The 18767-nt window shown below is 74.2% G+C and carries 16 protein-coding genes; 9 read left to right on the plus strand and 7 right to left on the minus strand.

Annotated elements, in window-relative coordinates; translation table 11 throughout:
• Positions 1-232: 232 nt before the first annotated feature.
• The 5 genes from acnA (at position 233) to NJC10_RS01530 (ending at position 7191) form a co-directional block, all read left to right on the plus strand.
• Complete coding sequence (gene acnA, locus NJC10_RS01510) at positions 233-2935, plus strand: aconitate hydratase AcnA (protein ID WP_319074184.1); 2703 nt, start codon at positions 233-235, stop codon at positions 2933-2935.
• Between the two features lie 128 nt (positions 2936-3063).
• Positions 3064-5130: a 1-deoxy-D-xylulose-5-phosphate synthase gene (gene dxs / locus NJC10_RS01515; RefSeq protein WP_319074185.1), complete on the plus strand. Its 2067-nt coding sequence runs from the start codon at positions 3064-3066 to the stop codon at positions 5128-5130.
• A 58-nt stretch (positions 5131-5188) separates the two neighbouring features.
• A complete protein-coding gene (locus NJC10_RS01520) occupies positions 5189-5788 on the plus strand; it encodes a hypothetical protein (RefSeq protein WP_319074186.1) in 600 nt (199 codons plus the stop codon).
• 3 nt (positions 5789-5791) lie between these two features.
• Positions 5792-6766: an aldo/keto reductase gene (locus NJC10_RS01525; protein ID WP_319074187.1), complete on the plus strand. Its 975-nt coding sequence runs from the start codon at positions 5792-5794 to the stop codon at positions 6764-6766.
• Positions 6766-7191 carry a PLD nuclease N-terminal domain-containing protein gene (locus tag NJC10_RS01530; protein WP_319074189.1) on the plus strand — a complete coding sequence of 142 codons (426 nt, stop codon included), beginning with the start codon at positions 6766-6768 and terminating at the stop codon, positions 7189-7191. Before NJC10_RS01525 ends, NJC10_RS01530 begins: the two co-directional genes overlap by 1 nt.
• 45 nt (positions 7192-7236) lie before the next feature.
• On the opposite strand, the gene NJC10_RS01535 is transcribed toward NJC10_RS01530, so the two are convergent.
• Positions 7237-7767: a Rieske (2Fe-2S) protein gene (locus NJC10_RS01535; protein WP_319074191.1), complete on the minus strand. Its 531-nt coding sequence runs from the start codon at positions 7765-7767 to the stop codon at positions 7237-7239.
• Positions 7768-7903: 136 nt separating this feature from the next.
• Between NJC10_RS01535 and NJC10_RS01540 the strand changes: the two genes are divergently transcribed.
• Positions 7904-8557 (plus strand): hypothetical protein, encoded by a 654-nt coding sequence (locus NJC10_RS01540; RefSeq protein ID WP_319074193.1) that lies wholly within the window; start codon positions 7904-7906, stop codon positions 8555-8557.
• A 166-nt stretch (positions 8558-8723) separates the two neighbouring features.
• Here NJC10_RS01540 and NJC10_RS01545 read toward each other — a convergent pair whose 3' ends face one another.
• The 5 genes from NJC10_RS01545 to msrB are packed head-to-tail and all read right to left on the minus strand — an operon-like array spanning position 8724 to position 14561.
• Positions 8724-10907 (minus strand): 3-hydroxyacyl-CoA dehydrogenase NAD-binding domain-containing protein, encoded by a 2184-nt coding sequence (locus tag NJC10_RS01545; protein ID WP_319074195.1) that lies wholly within the window; start codon positions 10905-10907, stop codon positions 8724-8726.
• Between the two features lie 42 nt (positions 10908-10949).
• Positions 10950-12227, minus strand: coding sequence for a ribonuclease D (locus tag NJC10_RS01550; RefSeq protein WP_319074196.1), 1278 nt, complete (start codon positions 12225-12227; stop codon positions 10950-10952).
• A 23-nt stretch (positions 12228-12250) separates the two neighbouring features.
• On the minus strand, positions 12251-12850 hold the full coding sequence (locus NJC10_RS01555) for a DUF3000 domain-containing protein (RefSeq protein ID WP_319074197.1): 600 nt from the start codon (positions 12848-12850) through the stop codon (positions 12251-12253).
• A 59-nt stretch (positions 12851-12909) separates the two neighbouring features.
• Positions 12910-14049 carry a threonine aldolase family protein gene (locus NJC10_RS01560; protein ID WP_298711165.1) on the minus strand — a complete coding sequence of 380 codons (1140 nt, stop codon included), beginning with the start codon at positions 14047-14049 and terminating at the stop codon, positions 12910-12912.
• Positions 14046-14561, minus strand: a complete 516-nt coding sequence (gene msrB / locus NJC10_RS01565) for a peptide-methionine (R)-S-oxide reductase MsrB (protein ID WP_319074198.1) — start codon at positions 14559-14561, stop codon at positions 14046-14048. Before msrB ends, NJC10_RS01560 begins: the two co-directional genes overlap by 4 nt.
• 108 nt (positions 14562-14669) lie before the next feature.
• On the opposite strand from msrB, the gene NJC10_RS01570 reads away from it, so the two are divergent.
• From NJC10_RS01570 to NJC10_RS01580, 3 genes are read left to right on the plus strand one after another with little or no spacing between them, the layout of a single operon-like run.
• The gene (locus NJC10_RS01570) at positions 14670-16013 is read left to right on the plus strand and encodes an alpha/beta hydrolase family protein (RefSeq protein WP_319074201.1); all 1344 of its coding nucleotides are present in this window, start codon (positions 14670-14672) and stop codon (positions 16011-16013) included.
• A gap of 59 nt (positions 16014-16072) precedes the next feature.
• Positions 16073-16243 (plus strand): hypothetical protein, encoded by a 171-nt coding sequence (locus tag NJC10_RS01575; RefSeq protein WP_319074204.1) that lies wholly within the window; start codon positions 16073-16075, stop codon positions 16241-16243.
• Positions 16243-16512, plus strand: a complete 270-nt coding sequence (locus NJC10_RS01580) for a hypothetical protein (protein ID WP_248115630.1) — start codon at positions 16243-16245, stop codon at positions 16510-16512. Before NJC10_RS01575 ends, NJC10_RS01580 begins: the two co-directional genes overlap by 1 nt.
• A gap of 138 nt (positions 16513-16650) precedes the next feature.
• Here the strand turns inward: NJC10_RS01580 and NJC10_RS01585 are convergent, their stop codons facing one another.
• Positions 16651-18735, minus strand: coding sequence for a M3 family metallopeptidase (locus NJC10_RS01585; protein WP_319074205.1), 2085 nt, complete (start codon positions 18733-18735; stop codon positions 16651-16653).
• Positions 18736-18767: the final 32 nt, after the last annotated feature.

Genomic DNA, 18767 nt, shown 5'->3' on the forward strand with positions numbered 1-18767 from the left:
TGCGACGACGGACGCCGTCGTCGCACGCCCCCGTCACGTCCGCGGCCGCAGTGTGTCGCCACACAGGGGAAGAGAGCCCCGGGGCGGGGCGGGCACGCGGTAGGCTGGGCGGCAGTGCGGCGCCTGTGATTCAGGTGACGGCCCTGTGAGGACCGTCACGGACGAGGACCCGGCGCCGACCCCCACTGGACGAGTGCCCGGGACGAACCCGGGCGGGAATAGGAGTCCTCCCGTGACCACTGTTGACAGCTTCGGGTCGAAGGGCGTCCTCGACGTCGCCGGCGCCGAGTACGAGATCTTCCGCCTCAACGCGGTGGAGGGCGCTGAGAAGCTGCCCTACTCCCTCAAGGTGCTGCTGGAGAACCTGCTGCGCACCGAGGACGGTGCCAACGTCACCGCCGAGCAGATCAGGGCCCTGGCCTCGTGGGATCCCTCCGCGCAGCCGGACACCGAGATCCAGTTCACCCCCGCCCGCGTCATCATGCAGGACTTCACCGGCGTGCCCTGCGTCGTGGACCTGGCCACCATGCGCGAGGCCATCAAGGACCTCGGCGGCGATCCCGCCCGCGTGAACCCGCTCTCCCCGGCCGAGCTGGTCATCGACCACTCGGTGCAGATCGACGTGTTCGGCAACGACCAGGCGGTCGAGCGCAACATGGAGATCGAGTACGAGCGCAACGGCGAGCGCTACAAGTTCCTGCGCTGGGGCCAGACCGCGTTCGACGACTTCAAGGTCGTCCCCCCGGGCATGGGGATCGTCCACCAGGTCAACATCGAGCACCTGGCCCGCACCGTCATGACCCGCGAGGTCGACGGCGCGCTGCGCGCCTACCCCGACTCCTGCGTCGGCACCGACTCGCACACCACCATGGTCAACGGCCTGGGCGTGCTGGGCTGGGGCGTGGGCGGCATCGAGGCCGAGGCCGCGATGCTCGGCCAGCCGGTCTCCATGCTCATCCCGCGCGTCGTGGGCTTCAAGCTGACCGGCTCCATCCCGGCCGGCGCCACCGCCACCGACGTGGTGCTGACGATCACCGAGATGCTGCGCCAGCACGGCGTGGTGGGCAAGTTCGTGGAGTTCTACGGCGAGGGCGTCGGCTCCGTGCCGCTGGCCAACCGCGCCACCATCGGCAACATGTCCCCGGAGTTCGGCTCCACGGCCGCGATCTTCCCGATCGACGACGTGACGCTCGAGTACCTGCGCCTCACCGGCCGCTCCGAGGAGCAGGTCGCCCTCGTGGAGGCCTACACCAAGGAGCAGGGGATGTGGCACGACCCCTCCACCGAGGTCGCCTACTCGGAGTACCTCGAGCTGGACCTCTCCACGGTGGTCCCCTCGATCTCCGGCCCCAAGCGCCCGCAGGACCGCATCGTCCTCTCCGACTCCAAGGAGACGTTCCGCAAGGACCTGCACAACTACGCCACGGACGACGAGGCCGGCGAGGGCCGTCCCTCCAAGCTCGTGGACGTGTCCATGGAGGACGGCCGCCGGTTCCAGCTGGACCACGGCGCCGTGTCGATCGCCTCGATCACCTCATGCACCAACACCTCGAACCCCTCCGTGATGATGGCCGCGGGCGTGCTGGCCCGCAACGCGCTGGCCAAGGGCCTGACCTCCAAGCCGTGGGTGAAGACCTCCGTGGCCCCGGGCTCCCGCGTCGTGACCGACTACTACGAGAAGTCGGGCCTGCGCGAGTCCCTCAACGGCCTCGGCTTCAACGTGGTCGGCTACGGCTGCACCACCTGCATCGGCAACTCGGGCCCGCTCGAGCAGGAGATCTCCGAGGCGATCCAGGAGAACGACCTCTCCGTGACCGCGGTGCTCTCCGGCAACCGCAACTTCGAGGGCCGCATCAACCCGGACGTGAAGATGAACTACCTCGCGTCCCCGCCGCTCGTGGTGGCCTACGCGCTGGCCGGCACCATGGACTTCGACTTCGAGAACGAGGCCCTGGGCCAGGACGCGGACGGCAACGACGTGTTCCTGAAGGACATCTGGCCGGACCCCACCGAGGTCCAGAAGATCATCGACGAGTCGATCGACACCGAGATGTTCACGAACCAGTACGGCACCATCTTCGACGGCGACGAGCGCTGGCAGTCCCTCGAGACCCCCACCGGCGACACGTTCGCCTGGGACGCGGACTCCACCTACGTCCGCAAGCCCCCGTACTTCGAGGGCATGCAGGCGCAGCCGGAGCCGGTGGAGGACATCGCCGGTGCCCGCGTGCTGCTGAAGCTGGGCGACTCGGTCACCACCGACCACATCTCCCCGGCGGGCTCGTTCAAGTCGGACACCCCGGCGGGCCGCTACCTGCTGGAGAACGGCGTGGAGCGCAAGGACTTCAACTCCTACGGCTCGCGCCGCGGCAACCACGAGGTGATGATCCGCGGCACCTTCGCGAACATCCGCATCAAGAACCAGCTCCTGGACGGCATCGAGGGCGGCTTCACCCGCGACTTCTCCCAGGACGGCGCCCCGCAGGCCTACGTGTACGACGCGGCGCAGAACTACGCCGCCGCGGGCACCCCGCTGGTGGTGCTGGGCGGCAAGGAGTACGGCTCCGGCTCGTCCCGTGACTGGGCCGCGAAGGGCACCGCGCTCCTGGGCGTGAAGGCCGTCATCGCGGAGTCCTTCGAGCGCATCCACCGCTCGAACCTCATCGGCATGGGCGTGCTCCCGCTGCAGTTCCCGTCCGGCGAGTCCGCGGACTCCCTGGGCCTCTCCGGCACCGAGACCTTCGACATCGCCGGGGTGACGGAGCTCAACGAGGGCCACACGCCGAAGACCCTGAAGGTCACCGCCACCGGCGATGACGGCAAGGTCACCGAGTTCGACGCGGTCCTGCGCATCGACACCCCCGGTGAGGCCGACTACTACCGCAACGGCGGCATCCTGCAGTACGTGCTGCGCCAGATGGTCGCCGAGGCCTGATCCGCGCACGGGCCCCGTTCGCGGGGCCGCCCGACGCCGGCCCGCCGCCTCCCACGCGGAGGCGGCGGGCCGGCGTCGTCCTCGGCCTCCGCGCCCGCGCGCGGGGAGCGGAGTACCCTGGACGGACTATGAACGAGCCGTCCCGCGCCAGCCGCCCCCAGGACACCGGTGCACCCCTGCTGCCCCAGATCACGTCTCCGGAGGCCCTCGAGGGCCTCTCCGAGGAGGAGCTGACGCGGCTGGCGGCGGAGATCCGCGCGTTCCTCATCGCCCACGTCTCCCAGACGGGCGGCCACCTCGGCCCCAACCTCGGCGTGGTGGAGCTGACGCTCGCCGTGCACCGCGTGTTCTCCTCCCCGCGGGACGCGGTCATCTTCGACACGGGCCACCAGTCCTACGTGCACAAGCTGCTCACGGGGCGCCAGGACTTCACCACGCTGCGGCAGCAGGGCGGCCTGTCCGGCTACGGCGACCGCGCCGAGTCCGAGCACGACGTCGTCGAGTCCTCGCACGCCTCCTCCTCCCTCTCCTGGGCCGACGGGATCGCCCGTGCGTGGTGGCAGACGGGCCAGCGGGACCGCACCGTGGTCGCGGTGATCGGGGACGGCGCCCTCACCGGCGGCATGGCCTGGGAGGCGATCAACAACATCGCCGGCGATCGCAACCGGCGCGTGGTGATCGTGGTGAACGACAACGGCCGCTCGTACGCCCCCACCGTGGGCGGCCTGGCCGACCACCTCGGCGGGCTGCGCCGCGGAGTGCTGGACAAGGTCCGCACGCACCGGCGCTACGAGCAGACCCTGGACTACATGAAGCGCCGCCTGCAGGAGGGCGGCACGGCGGGCCACCTCCTCTACCGCCCGCTGCACGCGGCGAAGAAGGGCCTCAAGGACCTCTGGGCGCCGCAGGGCCTGTTCGAGGACCTGGGCATGAAGTACATCGGCCCCGTCGACGGGCACGACGTGGAGGCCATGGAGGAGGCCCTCGAGGACGCCCGCGCCTACGGCGGACCCGTGATCGTGCACGCCATGACCGAGAAGGGCCACGGCTATGCGCCGGCCGTGGCGAACGAGGCGGACCAGTTCCACGCGATCGGCCGGATCGACCCGTCCACGGGCGAGCCCGTCACCTCCGACACGGCGCAGTCCTGGACCAACGTGTTCGGCGAGGAGTTGGTGGACATCGCCCGCGAGCGCCCGGACGTCGTGGCCATCACGGCCGCCATGATGAACCCGGTGGGCCTGGCGCCCATGGCCCTGGAGTTCCCAGACCGCGTGTTCGACGTCGGCATCGCGGAGCAGCACGCCGTCACCTCCGCGGCGGGCATGGCCTTCGGCGGCCTGCACCCCGTGGTGGCCGTGTACGCCACGTTCCTCAACCGCGCGTTCGACCAGGTGCTCATGGACGTGGGCCTGCACCGCGCCGGGGTGACGTTCGTGCTGGACCGCGCCGGCGTGACCGGCCCGGACGGCCCGAGCCACCACGGCATGTGGGACCTCGCCCTGCTGCAGACCGTGCCGGGGCTGCGGATCGCGGCCCCGCGCGACGCCGAGACCCTGCGCGAGGAGCTGCGCGAGGCCGTGGCGGTGAGCGACGCGCCCACCGTGGTGCGCTTCGCGAAGGGCTCGGTGGGCGAGCCCGTGCGCGCCCTCGAGCGCCTCGAGGACGGCACGGACGTGCTCTCCCGGATCGGCCCGGCCGCCCACGAGGACGACGCCGACCGCGACGTGCTGATCGTGGCCGTCGGCGCAATGGCCGAGCTCGGGCTCGACGTCGCGCAGCGCCTGAGCCGCCAGGGCATCACCGCCACCGTCGTGGATCCCCGGTGGGTCCTGCCGGTGGCCGGGTCCGTGATCCGCCTGGCCGCGCGCCACCGGATCGTGGTGTGCCTCGAGGACGGCGTCCGCGCCGGCGGCGTGGGCTCCCGCATCCGCCAGGAGATGCGTGCCGCGGGCGTGGACACCGCCCTGAACGAGGTCGGCCTGCCCGTCGAGTTCCTCGCCCACGGCACGCGCGCCGAGGTGCTGGACCGCGTCGGCCTGACCGCCCAGCGCATCGCGCAGGACACCGTGGCCCAGGTGCTGGGCGCCAAGGTGCCGTATGCGCGGCCCGTGTCCGGCGCCGTGCCGGAGTCCGGCATGCCCGGCGTGGCCCCGTCCAGCCCCGAGGACGCGCGGCGCACGTCCGATCGCTGAGCGCCGGCCGCCGTCGTCGCCCTCCCCACCCACTGACCCCCGACGCCAGGAGCACCCCATGAGCATCGTCCGCCTGTACCGCGACGTCACCGCCGAGGACGGCACGCGCCGCTTCGAGTACCGCGAGGCGTGGTGCGAGCCCGGCTCCGGGCAGTTCACCGTGCACCACGGCCGCGTCGGCGCGGTCGGCACGGTGGGGGACCAGCCCGTGGCCGACGACGCCGAGGGCGAGGAGCTGCTGGCCGCCTTCGTGGCGCAGGGCCGCGAGGAGGGCTTCGCCGAGCTCGACGACGACGCCCTGACCACGCTGTCCGTGACCTACCGCCTGCGGGGGCGGACGAGCACGCCGATCGAGGCTCAGCACGCGGACGCCCTGCGCTCGGAGATCACCCACCAGCTCGCGTGGCGCGGTCTCGGCGACGTCGAGGACGTCGCGGAGGAGGAGGGCCGGCTCGTGCTCATCGTCCGCACGCCCCACGCCGCCAAGGCCGAGGCGGAGATCCCGGCCGCCGCCAAGCGCGCGCACGGCGTCCAGCCGAACAAGGTGGAGGTGCACCGCGGGGACCTGCGCCCGGCGGACGCCTCGGCCCGTGGTGAGGCGGACGCGGAGGCGGACGCCGACGTCGTGGACGCTGCGGCCGAGACCCGGGAGGCCTGAGCGATGCGCACCGTGCGACTGGGCCGCTCCGGCCTCACCGTCTCCGTGGTCGGGCTGGGCTGCAACAACCTGGGCCGTCCCGGCACCGCCACGATGGAGCAGGCGGGCACCGACGCCGTCGTCGGCGCCGCGCTGGATGCGGGCATCACCTTCTTCGACGTCGCCGACATCTACGGCGCCGAGCCCGGCCTCTCCGAGGAGCGCCTCGGCAGCGCCCTGGGCTCCCGCCGCGACGAGGTGGTGCTGGGCACCAAGTTCGGCATGGAGATGGGCGGGGCGAACGGGCCCGACGGCGGCGCCCGCGGTTCGCGCGCGTACATCGTCAGGGCGGTGGAGGCGTCGCTGCGCCGGCTCGGCACCGAGTGGATCGACCTGTACCAGTTCCACACGCCCGATCCCGGCACGCCGATCGACGAGACGCTGCGGGCGCTCGACGACCTCGTGCGGGCGGGCAAGGTCCGCTACGTCGGGCACTCGAACCGCACCGGCTGGCAGATCGCGCAGGCCGAGTACGTGGCGCGCGAGCTCGGCACCGAGCGGTTCGTCTCAGCGCAGAACCACTACAACCTCCTGGACCGCCGCGCCGAGCTGGAGGTCGTCCCCGCGGCCGCGGAGTTCGGCCTGGGCGTGCTGCCCTACTTCCCGCTGGCCAACGGCCTGCTGACGGGGAAGTACTCGCAGGGTGCGGCGCCCGAGGGCTCACGGCTCTCCCACGTGCGGCAACACATGGTGGACGAGGCGGACCTGGAGCAGCTGGCCGCGTTCGGGGCGTTCGCGCGCGAGCGCGGCATCACCGAGGTGCAGGCGGCCATCGGCTGGCTCGCCGCGCAGGGGCCGGTGGCGTCCGTGATCGCGGGGGCCACCCGTCCCGAGCAGGTCGCCGAGAACGCGAAGGCCTCCGACTGGGAGCCCACGGCCGAGGACCTCGCGGAGCTCGACGCGCTCTTCCCGGGCCCGGAGAAGGTGGCGCTGTTCTGATGCCCCTCGTGCCCTCGCCGGCCGAGATGGCCCTGGGGTGGAGCGTGTCCCTGACCGCGGGGGCGATCTGGGTGGGCGGGCTCGTCTCGCTCGCGCGCGGCCCCCTCGACCCCCGGGCCCGCCTGCCGTGGGCCGTGGCCATGCTGATCCTGCCGGTGCTCGGGGCGCTCATCTGGTTCTGGTGGCGGCACCGCTACTACCCGGCGCGGCGGCGTGAGCAGCCCGGATGGGACCCCAACCGGCGCGAGGTCGCGGCGCTGCCGCCGTCGCGGGGCAGCCGCACGCCCGCGCCCAGCCGGCGGGGCCGGCCCGATCCGTACGCCGGTCACGCCGCCCCGGAGGGACTGCTGCCGCGCCGGCGCTTCGGCATGGAGGAGTTCGCCGCGCCGGCAGGCCCCGGGCGGGAGCGCGGCGACGACGTCTGATCGCCCAGGACTCGCCGCGCCGCTCGGTTCCGGGCGTGCGCGGGCTCAGAGCTTGACGACCACCTGGTCGCCGTCGATGGCGGCCTCGTAGTCCATGAGGGGCTGGCGCGCGGGGCCGCCGAAGGGCTTGCCGGTCTCCACGTCGAAGTGGGAGCCGTGGCACGGGCACGCGTAGGCCGTCCCCTCGGGGCGGTCCACCACCTGGAGCAGGCAGCCCTGGTGCGTGCACACGTTCGAGTACGCGGTCACCGTGGACTCGTCCACGCGGTGCATCAGCAGCGTGCGGCCCTCCACCTCCACGGACGTCGTGGCGCCCACGGGCAGCTCCGAGACGGCGAGGGCGGGCGTCCTGGCGGCGCCGACGTAGTGGTCCTGCGCCGTGTCCTCCGCGCGGATCTCATCCGTGCAGCCGGAGAGGACGAGGGAGCTGGCACCCACGGCGGCGACGGCGGCGCCGCGGCCGAGCACGGTGCGGCGGGTGGTGCCGGGCTGGGCGTCCTGGGGGGCGCAGTGGCCGCAGCAGCCGGTCTCGGCGGCGGGGGCGGGCTGGGAAGAGCGGGTGTCCTGCGTGGTCATACCCCCATTGTTCCACTCGGCGGACCGGGCGCCTCCCCGCGTGCGGTGCGCGGGGGAGGGTGAGAGGATCGTGAGCCGACCCGCCGTCGTCGTGCATGAGAGCGCGGCGAGACCGACCGAGACCAGGAGACCCGCCGTGGCCGAGACCGCCCGCCCCGCCTTCGACCTGACCCCGTTCGAGCGCTGGGAGGCCGTGACCCTGCGCGGGGAGCACGTGGGCTTCCTGTTCCGGCGGCTCGCCGAGGGCGTGCTCACCTCCCGCATGGGCTTCGCCCCCACCGCGGTGCAGCGCGCGGCGACCCCGGACCTGCCGGAGCGGTTCTTCGCGCAGAGCCAGGTGGCCTTCACCGACGACGGGGCGACGTGGGTTTGGACGTCCTATGAGGACTCGGCCACGGAGCAGCGCGTGCGGATCGAGCGCGAGCGCGCGGGGCTGGGGGAGGACGTCGTGCCCTCCTACGCGGAGCACCTGCTGATGGGACCCGCGGCCGAGGCGGCGCTCACGTTCGTGCGGCTCGAGGAGGCATCCCCGCTGCAGGGGCCGGTGCGCATGCCGGAGGCGACGCTGCGGCCGGCCGGCGGCGATGCCGGTGCGGGGGCCGAGGGCGGCGTGCGGGTGGACGTGGTGAGCGAGGGCGTGGTGATCGGCGCGCATCACGTGAGCGAGGGCGCCGTGACGGCCTCGGACTGGGGTGGCGGGACGGCGTCCGCGCCGGTGGCCGGCAGGGACGAGGCGCTCGCCGGGCTGGGCGCGCAGCTGGTGACGTTCGCCGGACTGCCGGTGGCGTGAGGCGGGGCGGGCACCAGCGCCGCCAGGGACATGACCTGCCACCCGGCCAGCGCCCATCCGACGCCGAACGTGCGCGCCCTCGTGCCGCCGCTGCCGTGGGAGCGGTACGCCGGCGGCCCCGCCACCCTTCCGCGGTGACGGGGCCGCCGGCGCCGGGATGCCGGCCTCAGCCGTGGAAGCGCGTCCCGTTGACCCGCTCGGACGCGCCGGAGTCGTCGAGGTACCCCGTGATGCCGCCCAGGTGCAGCGGCCAGCCGGCGCCCAGGATCATGCACAGGTCCACGTCCTCGGGGGCGGCCACCACCTTCTCCTCCAGCAGCAGGCCGATCTCCTCGGCCAGGGCGTCCTCCACGCGGTGCAGCAGCTCCTCGGCCGTCTGCGGGGCGTCGCCCTGCTCGAGCAGCGCGGCGGTCGCGGCCGGGATCTCCTCGCCCGTCGCGCCGACGGCCTCCTCGCTCTCGGCGCCGCCGCGCACGTCCTTGGCCCAGATCGCCGTCTTGCCGGCGTCGATGAGGCGCTGGAGGTTCGCGGACACCGGGAAACGATCGGCCCCGAACGCCGTGTTCAAGGACTCCGAGACGTGCTGCGCCACCGGGATGCCCACCATCGCGAGGAGCGTGAACGGGGTCATCGGCAGGGCCAGCTCGTCCAGGGCGTGGTCGGCGGTGTGCGCGTCGGTGCCCTCGTCGAAGGAGTTCTGCACCTCGCCCATCATGCGCAGCAGCACGCGGTTGACCACGAAGGCCGCCGCGTCGTTGACGAGCACGCCGGTCTTGCGGAGGCGGCGGGCCAGCTCGAACGCGGTGGCCACGGCCTCGTCCGAGGTCTCGGCCACGCGGACGATCTCGATGAGCGGCATCTGGGCCACGGGGTTGAAGAAGTGGAAGCCCACGAGGCGCTCCGGGTTCTGGAGCACCTCGGCCATCGCGGCCACGGACAGGCTGGAGGTGTTGGTCGCCAGGATCGCGTCCGGGCGCACGATGCCCTCCAGCTCGCGGAACACCGCGCGCTTGACCTCGAGCTCCTCGAACACGGCCTCGATCACGACGTCGGCGTCCGCGTAGACGGACTTGTCCGTGTCCGCGGTGATGAGCCCGGCGAGCGCTTCGCCCTGCTCCGCGCTCATCCGGCCCTTGGCCACCTGCTTCTCGATCTGCCCGCGCACGCCGGCCAGGCCGCGGTCCACGCGCTCGGCGTCCATGTCCGTCATCACGACGGGCACCGTGAGCTGCTGCGCGAACACCAGGGCCAGCTGACCGGCCATCAGGCCCGCACCGACCACGCCGACCTTGCGGACCTCGCGGGCCTGGTCCGCGCCGGGATCGCCCGCCGGCCTCTTCGCACGGCGCTGGACGACGTCCAGGAACGCGTACACGGTGCGGCGGAACTCGGGGGAGCCGATGAGCTCCTGGAGCGCCTCGGCCTCGTGCTCGGCCGACTCCTCGCGCGTGCGCGTGCGGGCACCGACGAACAGCCCCTCGATGTGGCGGCGCGCCGGGAGGTGGCGCCCCGGGCGCGAGGCCTGGAGCTGCTCGAGCGCCGCGAGCGCGCGCTCCCATGCTGCGTCGGAGACGTCGCGGCCGTGGTGCTCGGACTGCGCCTCCTCGGTCTGGCCCTCGCCCGTGAGGATGCGCGCGGCGAACGCCAGGCCGGCCTCCAGCAGGTCGCCCTCGGCCACCGCGTCCATGAGCCCCAGCTCGTACGCGGCCTTCGCGTCCAGGGTCCGGTTGTTGTCCAGCGGGTTCTTCACCAGGACGCCGACGGCGGCCTCGGGGCCGATCAGGTGCGGCACGCGCCACACGCCGGACCAGCCGGGCACGAGGCCCAGCCGGACCTCGGGCAGTCCGAAGCCCTTGGCGCCCGCGGCCACCACGCGGTGCTCGGCCGCGAGGGCGAGCTCGAGCCCGCCGCCGAGCGCCGTCCCGTTGACGAAGGCGAAGGTCCGGGCGGGGAACGCGTCGAGCCGGTCGTAGGCGGCGTGGCCGAGCCGGGCCAGGTCGCGGCCGATGCCCGCCTGCGGGTCCCCGGCGTCCTCGATGCCCGCGATCAGCGAGAGGTCGGCGCCGGCGGCGAAGGTGCCCTCCGTGCCGGTGACCGCCAGGGCCTGGATCTCGCCGGCCTCGGCCCGCGCGGCCTGGGCGTCCAGGGCGCGGGCGAGCCCCAGCAACGAGGCCGGGCCCAGCGTCGCCGGCCGCTTCGGGCCCTGGCCGTTGTCCAGGGTGAGGAGGGCGAGGGTGCCCACGCCGCCGGGCAGCGCGTGGTCGGTGACCTCGATGTGGGTGACGACCTCGTCCGGGGTGATTCCGGGCAGGTGGCCGAAGGCGTCCAGGGGAGCGGGGCGTTGTGTCATGGCTCTCACTCTAACCGTGACGCGCCGTCCCAGGAACGCCGCTCAGTCCTCCACGGGGTCCGGATCCAGCAGGGCCACGGTCAGGACCGCGGCCACGTTCTCCACCTGCCACGGCCGCGCCCCGCGCTCGCGGAGGGCGTCCTCCACGGACTCGGGGGTGAGCGGCGTGGGCGGCTCCCAGCAGATCCGGCGCAGCGTGTCCGGGGTGAGCAGGTTCTCGGTGGGCATGTCGAGCTGCTCCGCGCGGCGGGCCACGCGCGCCTTCGCGGTCTTGAGCCTCCGGTCGGCGAGCGGGTCGCGATCGCGCCACGCCCGCGGCGGCGGCGGGGCGTCCCCGCCGCGCACGTGCAGGGGCGGGGCTGCGCCGTCGGCGGCGTCCTCGAGCCCGGCGCGGATCGCGGCGATCCAGCGGGGCGCCTCCCGGGACGCGGAGCGGCCATGGAAGCCGGAGGTGTCCCGCAGCGCGGGGACCGTGCGGGGCTGCGCGGTGGCGGCGGCCACCAGCGAGCGGTCGGGGATGAGTCGGCCGGGGGCGACGTCCCGGTGTCGGGCCAGCTCCTCGCGGGCCTCCCACAGGCGGCGCAGCACGGCCAGCTGTGCGGGTCGGCGCAGGCTGTGCGAGCCGGAAGTGCGGCGCCACGGGTCCGTGCGCGGGGCGGGCGGGGGCGCCAGCCGGGCGGCCTCGAACTCCTGGCGCGCCCACTCCGTCTTGCCCTGCTCCTCCAGCAGCGCGGCGAGCGCGTCCCTCAGCGGCACGAGCAGCTCGACGTCGAGGGCCGCGTAGGCCAGCCAGCCCTCGGGCAGCGGCCGGGTGGACCAGTCCGCCGCCGAGTGCTCCTTGGCCAGGGTGACCCCGAGCATCGCCTCCAGGACGGCGGCCAGGCCCACGCGGGGCAGCCCGGCCAGGCGGGCGGCCAGCTCCGTGTCGAACAGGGCGTCCGGGCGCAGCCCCTGCTCGGCCAGGCAGGGCAGGTCCTGGCTGGCCGCGTGGAGGACCCACTCGACCCCGCTCAGGGCCTCGGCCAGCGGCTCCAGGCCGTCGAAGGCCTCCGGGTCCACGAGCCAGATGCCCGCGCCCGCGCGCTTGAGCTGCACGAGCATCGCGCGCTGGCCGTAGCGGATGCCGGAGGCGCGCTCGGCGTCCACGGCCACCGGTCCGGTGCCCGCCGCGATGGCGCGGGCGCAGGCCTCGAGCCCGGCGGGGGTGTCGGTCACATGCGGGGTCCCGTCCTCGGGCTCGGTGATGAGCCGGGGCGCGGGGGCCTCCCCGGCGGCCTCGTCGGGGGACGGCTGTCCCGGTGCGGACGCGGCCTGGGTCATGGAGTGCTCCTGCTGGTGGGTCGTCAGTGGGTGGGGTGGGGGAGAGCGGCGGACTCGGGCGGCAGGCCGGCGAAGGCGCAGATCATGTCCGACCACGCCTCCAGATGCGCCCCGAGATCCCGCCCGCTCGGGGTCCAGGAGGCGCGCAGCTCGATGTCCGTCACGTCCGGCTCGCCGGCCAGGGTGCCGAAGCTCTCCGCGAGCTGGCGCGTGGCCACGCCTCCGGCCTCGGTGTGCTCGGCGTGCCGGGTCTCCAGGGCCTCCACGAGCCAGGTCCAGGCGACGGCGCCGGCGAGGTGGTCCGTGGCGACGTCGGGCTCCAGGCTCGCCCGGATGTACGTGACCGCGCGGAACCGGCCCCGCCACTGCGGCGAGCCGGCCGGATCGTGCAGGAGCACGAAGCGGCCCGTGGCCAGCACGGGGCCGGCCGGGTTCTCCGCGGCGACGTCCTCGCACACGTCCGCGGCCAGGGCCACGGCGTGCGGGGCGAGACCGGGCGGGGCCGGGATCTCGCGCAGGCGCACGGGGGTGCGGGGCCGGGCGTCGCGCAGTTCCGCGAGCGCCCGGCGGAACTCCGCGGGCACCTCGGCGCGCGCGGCGTGGGGCGCCCCGGTGACGGTCATGCCCGACAGCGTAGGCGGGCCGGTGCGCGTCGCGGCGCAGGGCGCGCCGTCGGCGGTCCTCAGCGCCGGGCCGCCAGGGCCTGGCCGAGCGCGTCAGTGAACCCGGCGACGTCCTCGCGGGAGGTGTCCCACGAGGTCATCCAGCGCACTTCGCCGGTGGCGGGGTTCCAGTCGTAGAACGGGTAACGGGCGCGCACCGCGTCGGCGGCGGCCGGGTCCAGGACGGCGAACACCGCGTTGGCCTCGGGCTGACGGGAGAGCTCCACCCCCTCGAGCGCGGACACGCGCTCGGCCAGCAGGCGGGCCATGGCGTTGGCGTGGTCCGCCAGGCGCACGCCGAGGTCGTCGGTGAGCAGGGCCAGCAGCTGCGCGGAGAGGTAGCGCTGCTTCGAGGCCAGCTGCATCGAGGACTTGCGCAGGTACCCCAGGGACATCTGCGCCGCGGAGTCCGCGTCGCGCTCGCGGCCCGGCACGTCGCGGTCGGTGATCATGGCCGCGGTGGCCACGGCATCCGGGTTCAGCACGACCACGGCCTCCGCGCCCAGCGCACCGTTCTTCGTGCCGCCGAAGGAGACCGCGTCCACGCCGGCGTCGGTGGTGAACTCCCGCAGGGGCACACCCAGGGCGGCGGCCGCGTTGCACAGGCGGGCGCCGTCCATGTAGACGCTCAGCCCGGCGGCGTGGGCGGCGTCGGCGAGCGCCCGCACCTCCTGCGCCGAGTACACGGTGCCGACCTCGGTGGCCTGGGCGATCTCCACCACGGCCGGCTGCACCGCGTGGACGAATCCGAAGGAGCCCAGCACGGGCGTGAGGAGCGCGGGGGTGAGCTTGCCGTCGTCGCCCGTGGGGACCGGGAGCAGGGAGAGCCCGCCGACCTGCACGGGGGCGCCGCCCTCGTCCGTGGCGATGTGCGCGTGGCTAGCGCACACCACCGCTCCCCACGGGGGCGTCAGGGCCCGCAGTGCGACGACGTTCGCGCCCGTGCCGTTGAACACCGGCAGCGCGAAGGCCCGCTCGCCGAAGGTCGCGCGGACGCGCTCCTGCAGCGCCGCCGTCACGGGGTCCTCGCCGTAGGCCCGCGCGTGGCCCGCGTCCGCGTCCAGCATGGCGGCCCACACGTCCGGATGGACGCCCGCGTAGTTGTCGGAGGCGAAGGCGCGCAGGTCGGCGGGCGACGTCGGCGCCCCCGGGGCGCTCACGCCGCGTCGCCCGGCGTGTCGGACGCGTCGGCGGAGGGCACGTCGGACGGGCTGAGGCGCAGCGAGATCGAGTTGATGCAGTAGCGCAGGTCCGTGGGCGTGCCGTAGCCCTCGCCCTGGAACACGTGGCCCATGTGGGAGCCGCACCCGGCGCAGCGCACCTCGATCCGCTGCATGCCGAGGGTCTCGTCCTTGATGTACTCCACGCGGTCCTCGGCCAGGGGTGCGAAGAAGGAGGGCCAGCCGCAGTGGGAGTCGAACTTCTCGTCCGAGCGGAACAGCTCCGCCCCGCACGCGCGGCACGCGTACACGCCCTGCACGTGGGAGTCCCAGTACTCGCCCGTGTAGGGGCGCTCCGTGCCGGCGCGGCGCAGGACCTGGAACTCCTCCGGGGTGAGGCGGCGCGCCCACTCCTCCTCGGTGAGGGCCGCGGTGTGCGGCGTCGCGGGCGGGGCGGCGTGGGGGGCGGCGTGCGGAGGGGTGTCCGGGGATGCGGTCTCGTGGGTGCTCATGGTCCGCACAACGCCCGCGCCGCTCGCCCTGTTCCCCGCCGGGCCGGCCGGATCGGCGCGGTCGGTGCGGATTGGCACGCCCGCGCGTGCGTGGTCGAGAATGCACTCATGGCCTCCTCCTGCCGCCGTCGCCCCCGCCGCCACCGGTCCCGCGCTCGCGGAGCCGTGCCCCTCGCGCAGCGCCTGGTGCGCCGAGGGGTGAAGGGCGCCGTGCGCGGCTCGGTGGCGATCGCCGCGCCCATGGCGCGCTGGTCCCCGGTGGTGGGCAGCGTGGCCCTCTCCGGGGCGTTCGTCGTGGCCGGGGCCAGCTCCGCGCTCGCGGGCGTCTTCGCCCGCACGGTGGTGACGCCCGTCCGCCAGCACGCGGAGTCGACGGCGATCCTGGCCGTCGTGGACGGGGAGGACGGGCCCGAGGTCATCCTGCCGGCCGACGAGTACACCACCGTCCCCGGCGCCTACTCGCTGACCTTCGACGGCGGCGCCGGCTGCGCGCGGATCGGTGCCATCACCTCGTTCGACCCGCGCGACGGCACGGTGCAGCGCGTCGTGGAGGAGGTCTACGCCGGCGAGCTGCGGGCCGCCGTGAAGGGGCGCTTCACCGCGTTCGTGTACCCCACCCCGGCCGACGCCGGACTCGAGGCCGCCGAGGTGCTCGTCCCCGTGCCGAACGGCTGCGCCCCGGCCTGGCGTGTGGACCCGGAGGCGGATCAGGACGCCCGGTCCGGCGAGGGGCTGTGGGCCGTGATGGTGCACGGCCGGGGCGCCCGCCGCAACGAGGGCATCCGCGCGGTGCCCACGGCGCAGCGACTCGGCATGACATCCCTGCTGATCTCCTACCGCAACGACGGCGACGCCCCCGACGCCCCGGACGCGCGCTACGGGCTCGGCACCACGGAGTGGGAGGACGTGGAGGCCGCCATCCGTTACGCGATGGAGCAGGGGGCCGAGGACGTCGTGCTGTTCGGCTGGTCGATGGGCGGGGCGGTGGCGCTGCAGTGTGTGGACCGCTCCGCGCTGGCCCCTCATGTGCGGGCCGTGGTGCTCACCGGCCCGGTGGTCGACTGGATGGACGTGCTCGAGCACCAGGCCAAGCTCAACCGCATCCCGGAGGCGATCGGCCTGCTGGGCCAGTGGCTGCTCTCCAACCGGGCCGGCCGGTTCGTCACCGGCCTCGCGGCCCCCGTGGACCTGAAGGCGATGGACTGGGTGACCCGCGCCGAGCAGGTGCGGGTGCCCACCTTGATCCTGCACTCCGAGGACGACGAGTACGTGCCCGTGGGCCCGTCCATGGACCTGGCCGAGCGCAACCCCGAGCTCGTGCGGTTCGTGCGGTTCCAGCGCGCCCGCCACACGCGCGAGCAGAACGTGGACCCCAAGAAGTGGGACACCACCGTGCGCGGCTGGCTGCGCGCGGTGCTCGGCGCGAGCCGGCCCGGCACCCGCCGCGCATGACGTCGTGATGGAGGCGCCGGGAGCGAGTCGAGGCCCCGCTCGAGGTGTCACGAGGGGGGATGGAGGAGCTGTACGGCCACGCTCGGGAGGTGTGTCGTGGGTCGGCGCGGATCTCACTCGCTGAACTCGCCGGCGCGGACATGATCGTGCTGGACCTTGTGCCCCACCGGAGGGACGCGGCGGAGATGCAGGTATGCGGTGACCTCGCCGAGCCGGGGGGGCCGCTGTGATGGGACTGACGATCTCCGTGGACGGGTGTGCACGCTTCGAGATCGGCGTGGACGACGACGACCTGGACTTCGCACGGCAGGTGATCGACGCCGTCGTCGACGGCCGGGTGCGGATCAGGGAGGCGCCCGGGCGGTCGGAGACCACGCTGACACTGCGTGACGGATCGACTGTCGTGTCCCGCGGGTGGTCGCTGCCCGACGGCGGGCTGGTGCCGCGTCCAGGATGGAGGAGCCGTGCCGATGTCCGGGAGTGTGCGCCCTACCGGTGAGACCGGCCCGCGAGGCGACACCCTCCACCTGCGTTCGTGTCACGGCGGAGGTGTCCTGAAGATGGCCGGAGACCGGGCCGGAACCGGGTCGGTTCCGGCCATCCTCATGACTGCTCGTCCCCGGTCACGGGGTCGCGCTCAGTCCTCGGTGAGCCCCCGGCGCCGCAGCAGCGGTTCCAGCTCCGCGTCCCGCCCGCGGAAGGCGCGGTAGGACTCGAGCAGGTCCCGCGTGTTGCCGCGCGCGAGCAGCTCCGCTGCGAAGCGATCGCCGTTCTCCCGCGTGAGGCCGCCGTTCTCCCGGAACCACTCCACGGTGTCCGCGTCCAGCACCTCGGCCCACACGTACGAGTAGTATCCCGCCGCGTAGCCCGAGCCGAAGATGTGCTTGAAGTAGCCGGTGCCGTAGCGCGGGGGCACGAGGTCCGGGTCGATGCCCGCCTCCGTGAGGACCCTGCGCTCGAACGCCGCCGGATCCGCGGTGGCCGCGTCCACGGTCTCCTCCGTGAGGGTGTGCCACGCCCAGTCGATCAGCGTGGCGCCCAGGTACTCCACCGTGCGGTAGCCCTCGCCCCACAGGTCCGCGGCCTCGAGCTTCTCCAGGGTGCCGGCGGGCAGCTCCTCGCCGGTCTCCTCGTGGCGCGCGTACGCGGCCAGGATCTGCGGCTCGCGGATCCACATCTCGTTCACCTGGCTCGGGAACTCCACGACGTCCCGCGGCACGGCCGTGCCGGTCAGCGAGGGGTACTCGCCCTCAGCCAGCAGGCCGTGCAGGGCGTGGCCGAACTCGTGGAACAGGGTGGTGGTCTCGTCCAGGGTCAGCAGCGCCGGGCGGCCCTCCGCCGGGGCGGGCACATTCATGGTGGTGAACACCACCGGCTTCTCGCCGAGGGCCTCGGACTTGTCCCGCACCGTGTGCATCCACGCGCCGCCCGACTTCGTGGCCCGGGCGAAGAAGTCGCCCACGAACAGGCCGACGGACTCGCCGCCCTCGCGGGCGACCTCCCAGACCCGCATGCCGGGGCGGTACAGGTGCCGCGCCAGCTCCGGGCGCTCGGTGAACGTGAGCCCGTACAGCGCCCCCGCCGCGGCGAACACGCCCTGCGTGAGCACGCGGTCCAGCTCGAAGTACGGGCGCAGGGCCGCGGTGTCCACTGCGAACGCCTCCCGCGCGTGCCGCGCGGACAGGTGCGGCCAGTTCCACGGGGCCACCTCGGCCGCGCCGTCACCCGTGCCCGCGACGACGGCGGCGTCCCGGCGGGCGTTGGCCATGGCCCGCGGAGCCATGGCGGAGAGCAGCTCCTCCACCGCAGCCACGGACGGCGCCGAGCGGTCCTTGAGGGCCTGCTCCGCCCAGCACGAGGCGCCCAGCAGGCGGGCCTTGCGCAGCCGCAGCCGCACGATCTCCATCGCCAGCGTCAGGGTCTCGTTCTCCCCCGATGCGCCGCGGCCCACAGAGGCCTCGAACACCTCCCGGCGCAGCGCCTCGTCCTCGAGGTCCGCCAGCCAGGGCTGGGAGGTGAACAGGGAGAGGGTCAGCAGCCACGGGCCCTCGCCCGCGGGGGCGTCCGCCGCGCGGTGCCCGGCCTCCACCGCGGCGGCCGCGGCGGCGTCGACGTCGTCCTGGCCGAGGCCCGCGAGGCGCTCGCGGTCCGTGACGAGCACGGCACGGGCGGCGGTCTCCGCGACGAGGCGGCGCGTGAAGGCGGAGGACGTGGAGGCGAGCTCGCCGTTGATGCGCTGCAGCTCCTCCCGCTCCGCGCCGTCGAGGTGGGCGCCGGCGACGTCGAGCCGCTGGCGGAGCACCTCGAGCAGGCGGGCGTCCTCGCCCGTGAGGGAGCCGGCGTCGATCGCGGCGACCCGCTCGGCCAGCCGCGGATCCAGCAGCAGGGCGTCCTCGTGGGCGGCGAGCTCGGGGGAGAGCTCCTGGGCCAGGGCCTGCCGGGCGTCCGTGCCGTCCGCGCCGACGAGCGTGAAGAACACGGCGGCGACGCGGCGCAGCAGGTCCTCGGAGAGCTCAAGCGCCCGCACGGTGTTCTCGAAGGTCGGGGCATCGGGGGAGGAGAGGATCGCCTCCACCTCGGCGCGCTGCTCCGCCATGCCCTGGCGGATGCCGGCGGCGAGGTCGGCGTCGGAGCACGCGGCGAAGTCGGGCAGCTCGTGGGGGAGGGCCGAGGGGCTCAGCAGGGGATGGCCCTCGGGGAGGGTGTCGGTGAGGGAGGTCATACGGGCACCCTACGACGGCGGCCGACGTCGGC

The organism is Micrococcus sp. M4NT, from assembly GCF_033790745.1.
Taxonomy (GTDB): Bacteria; Actinomycetota; Actinomycetes; order Actinomycetales; family Micrococcaceae; genus Micrococcus.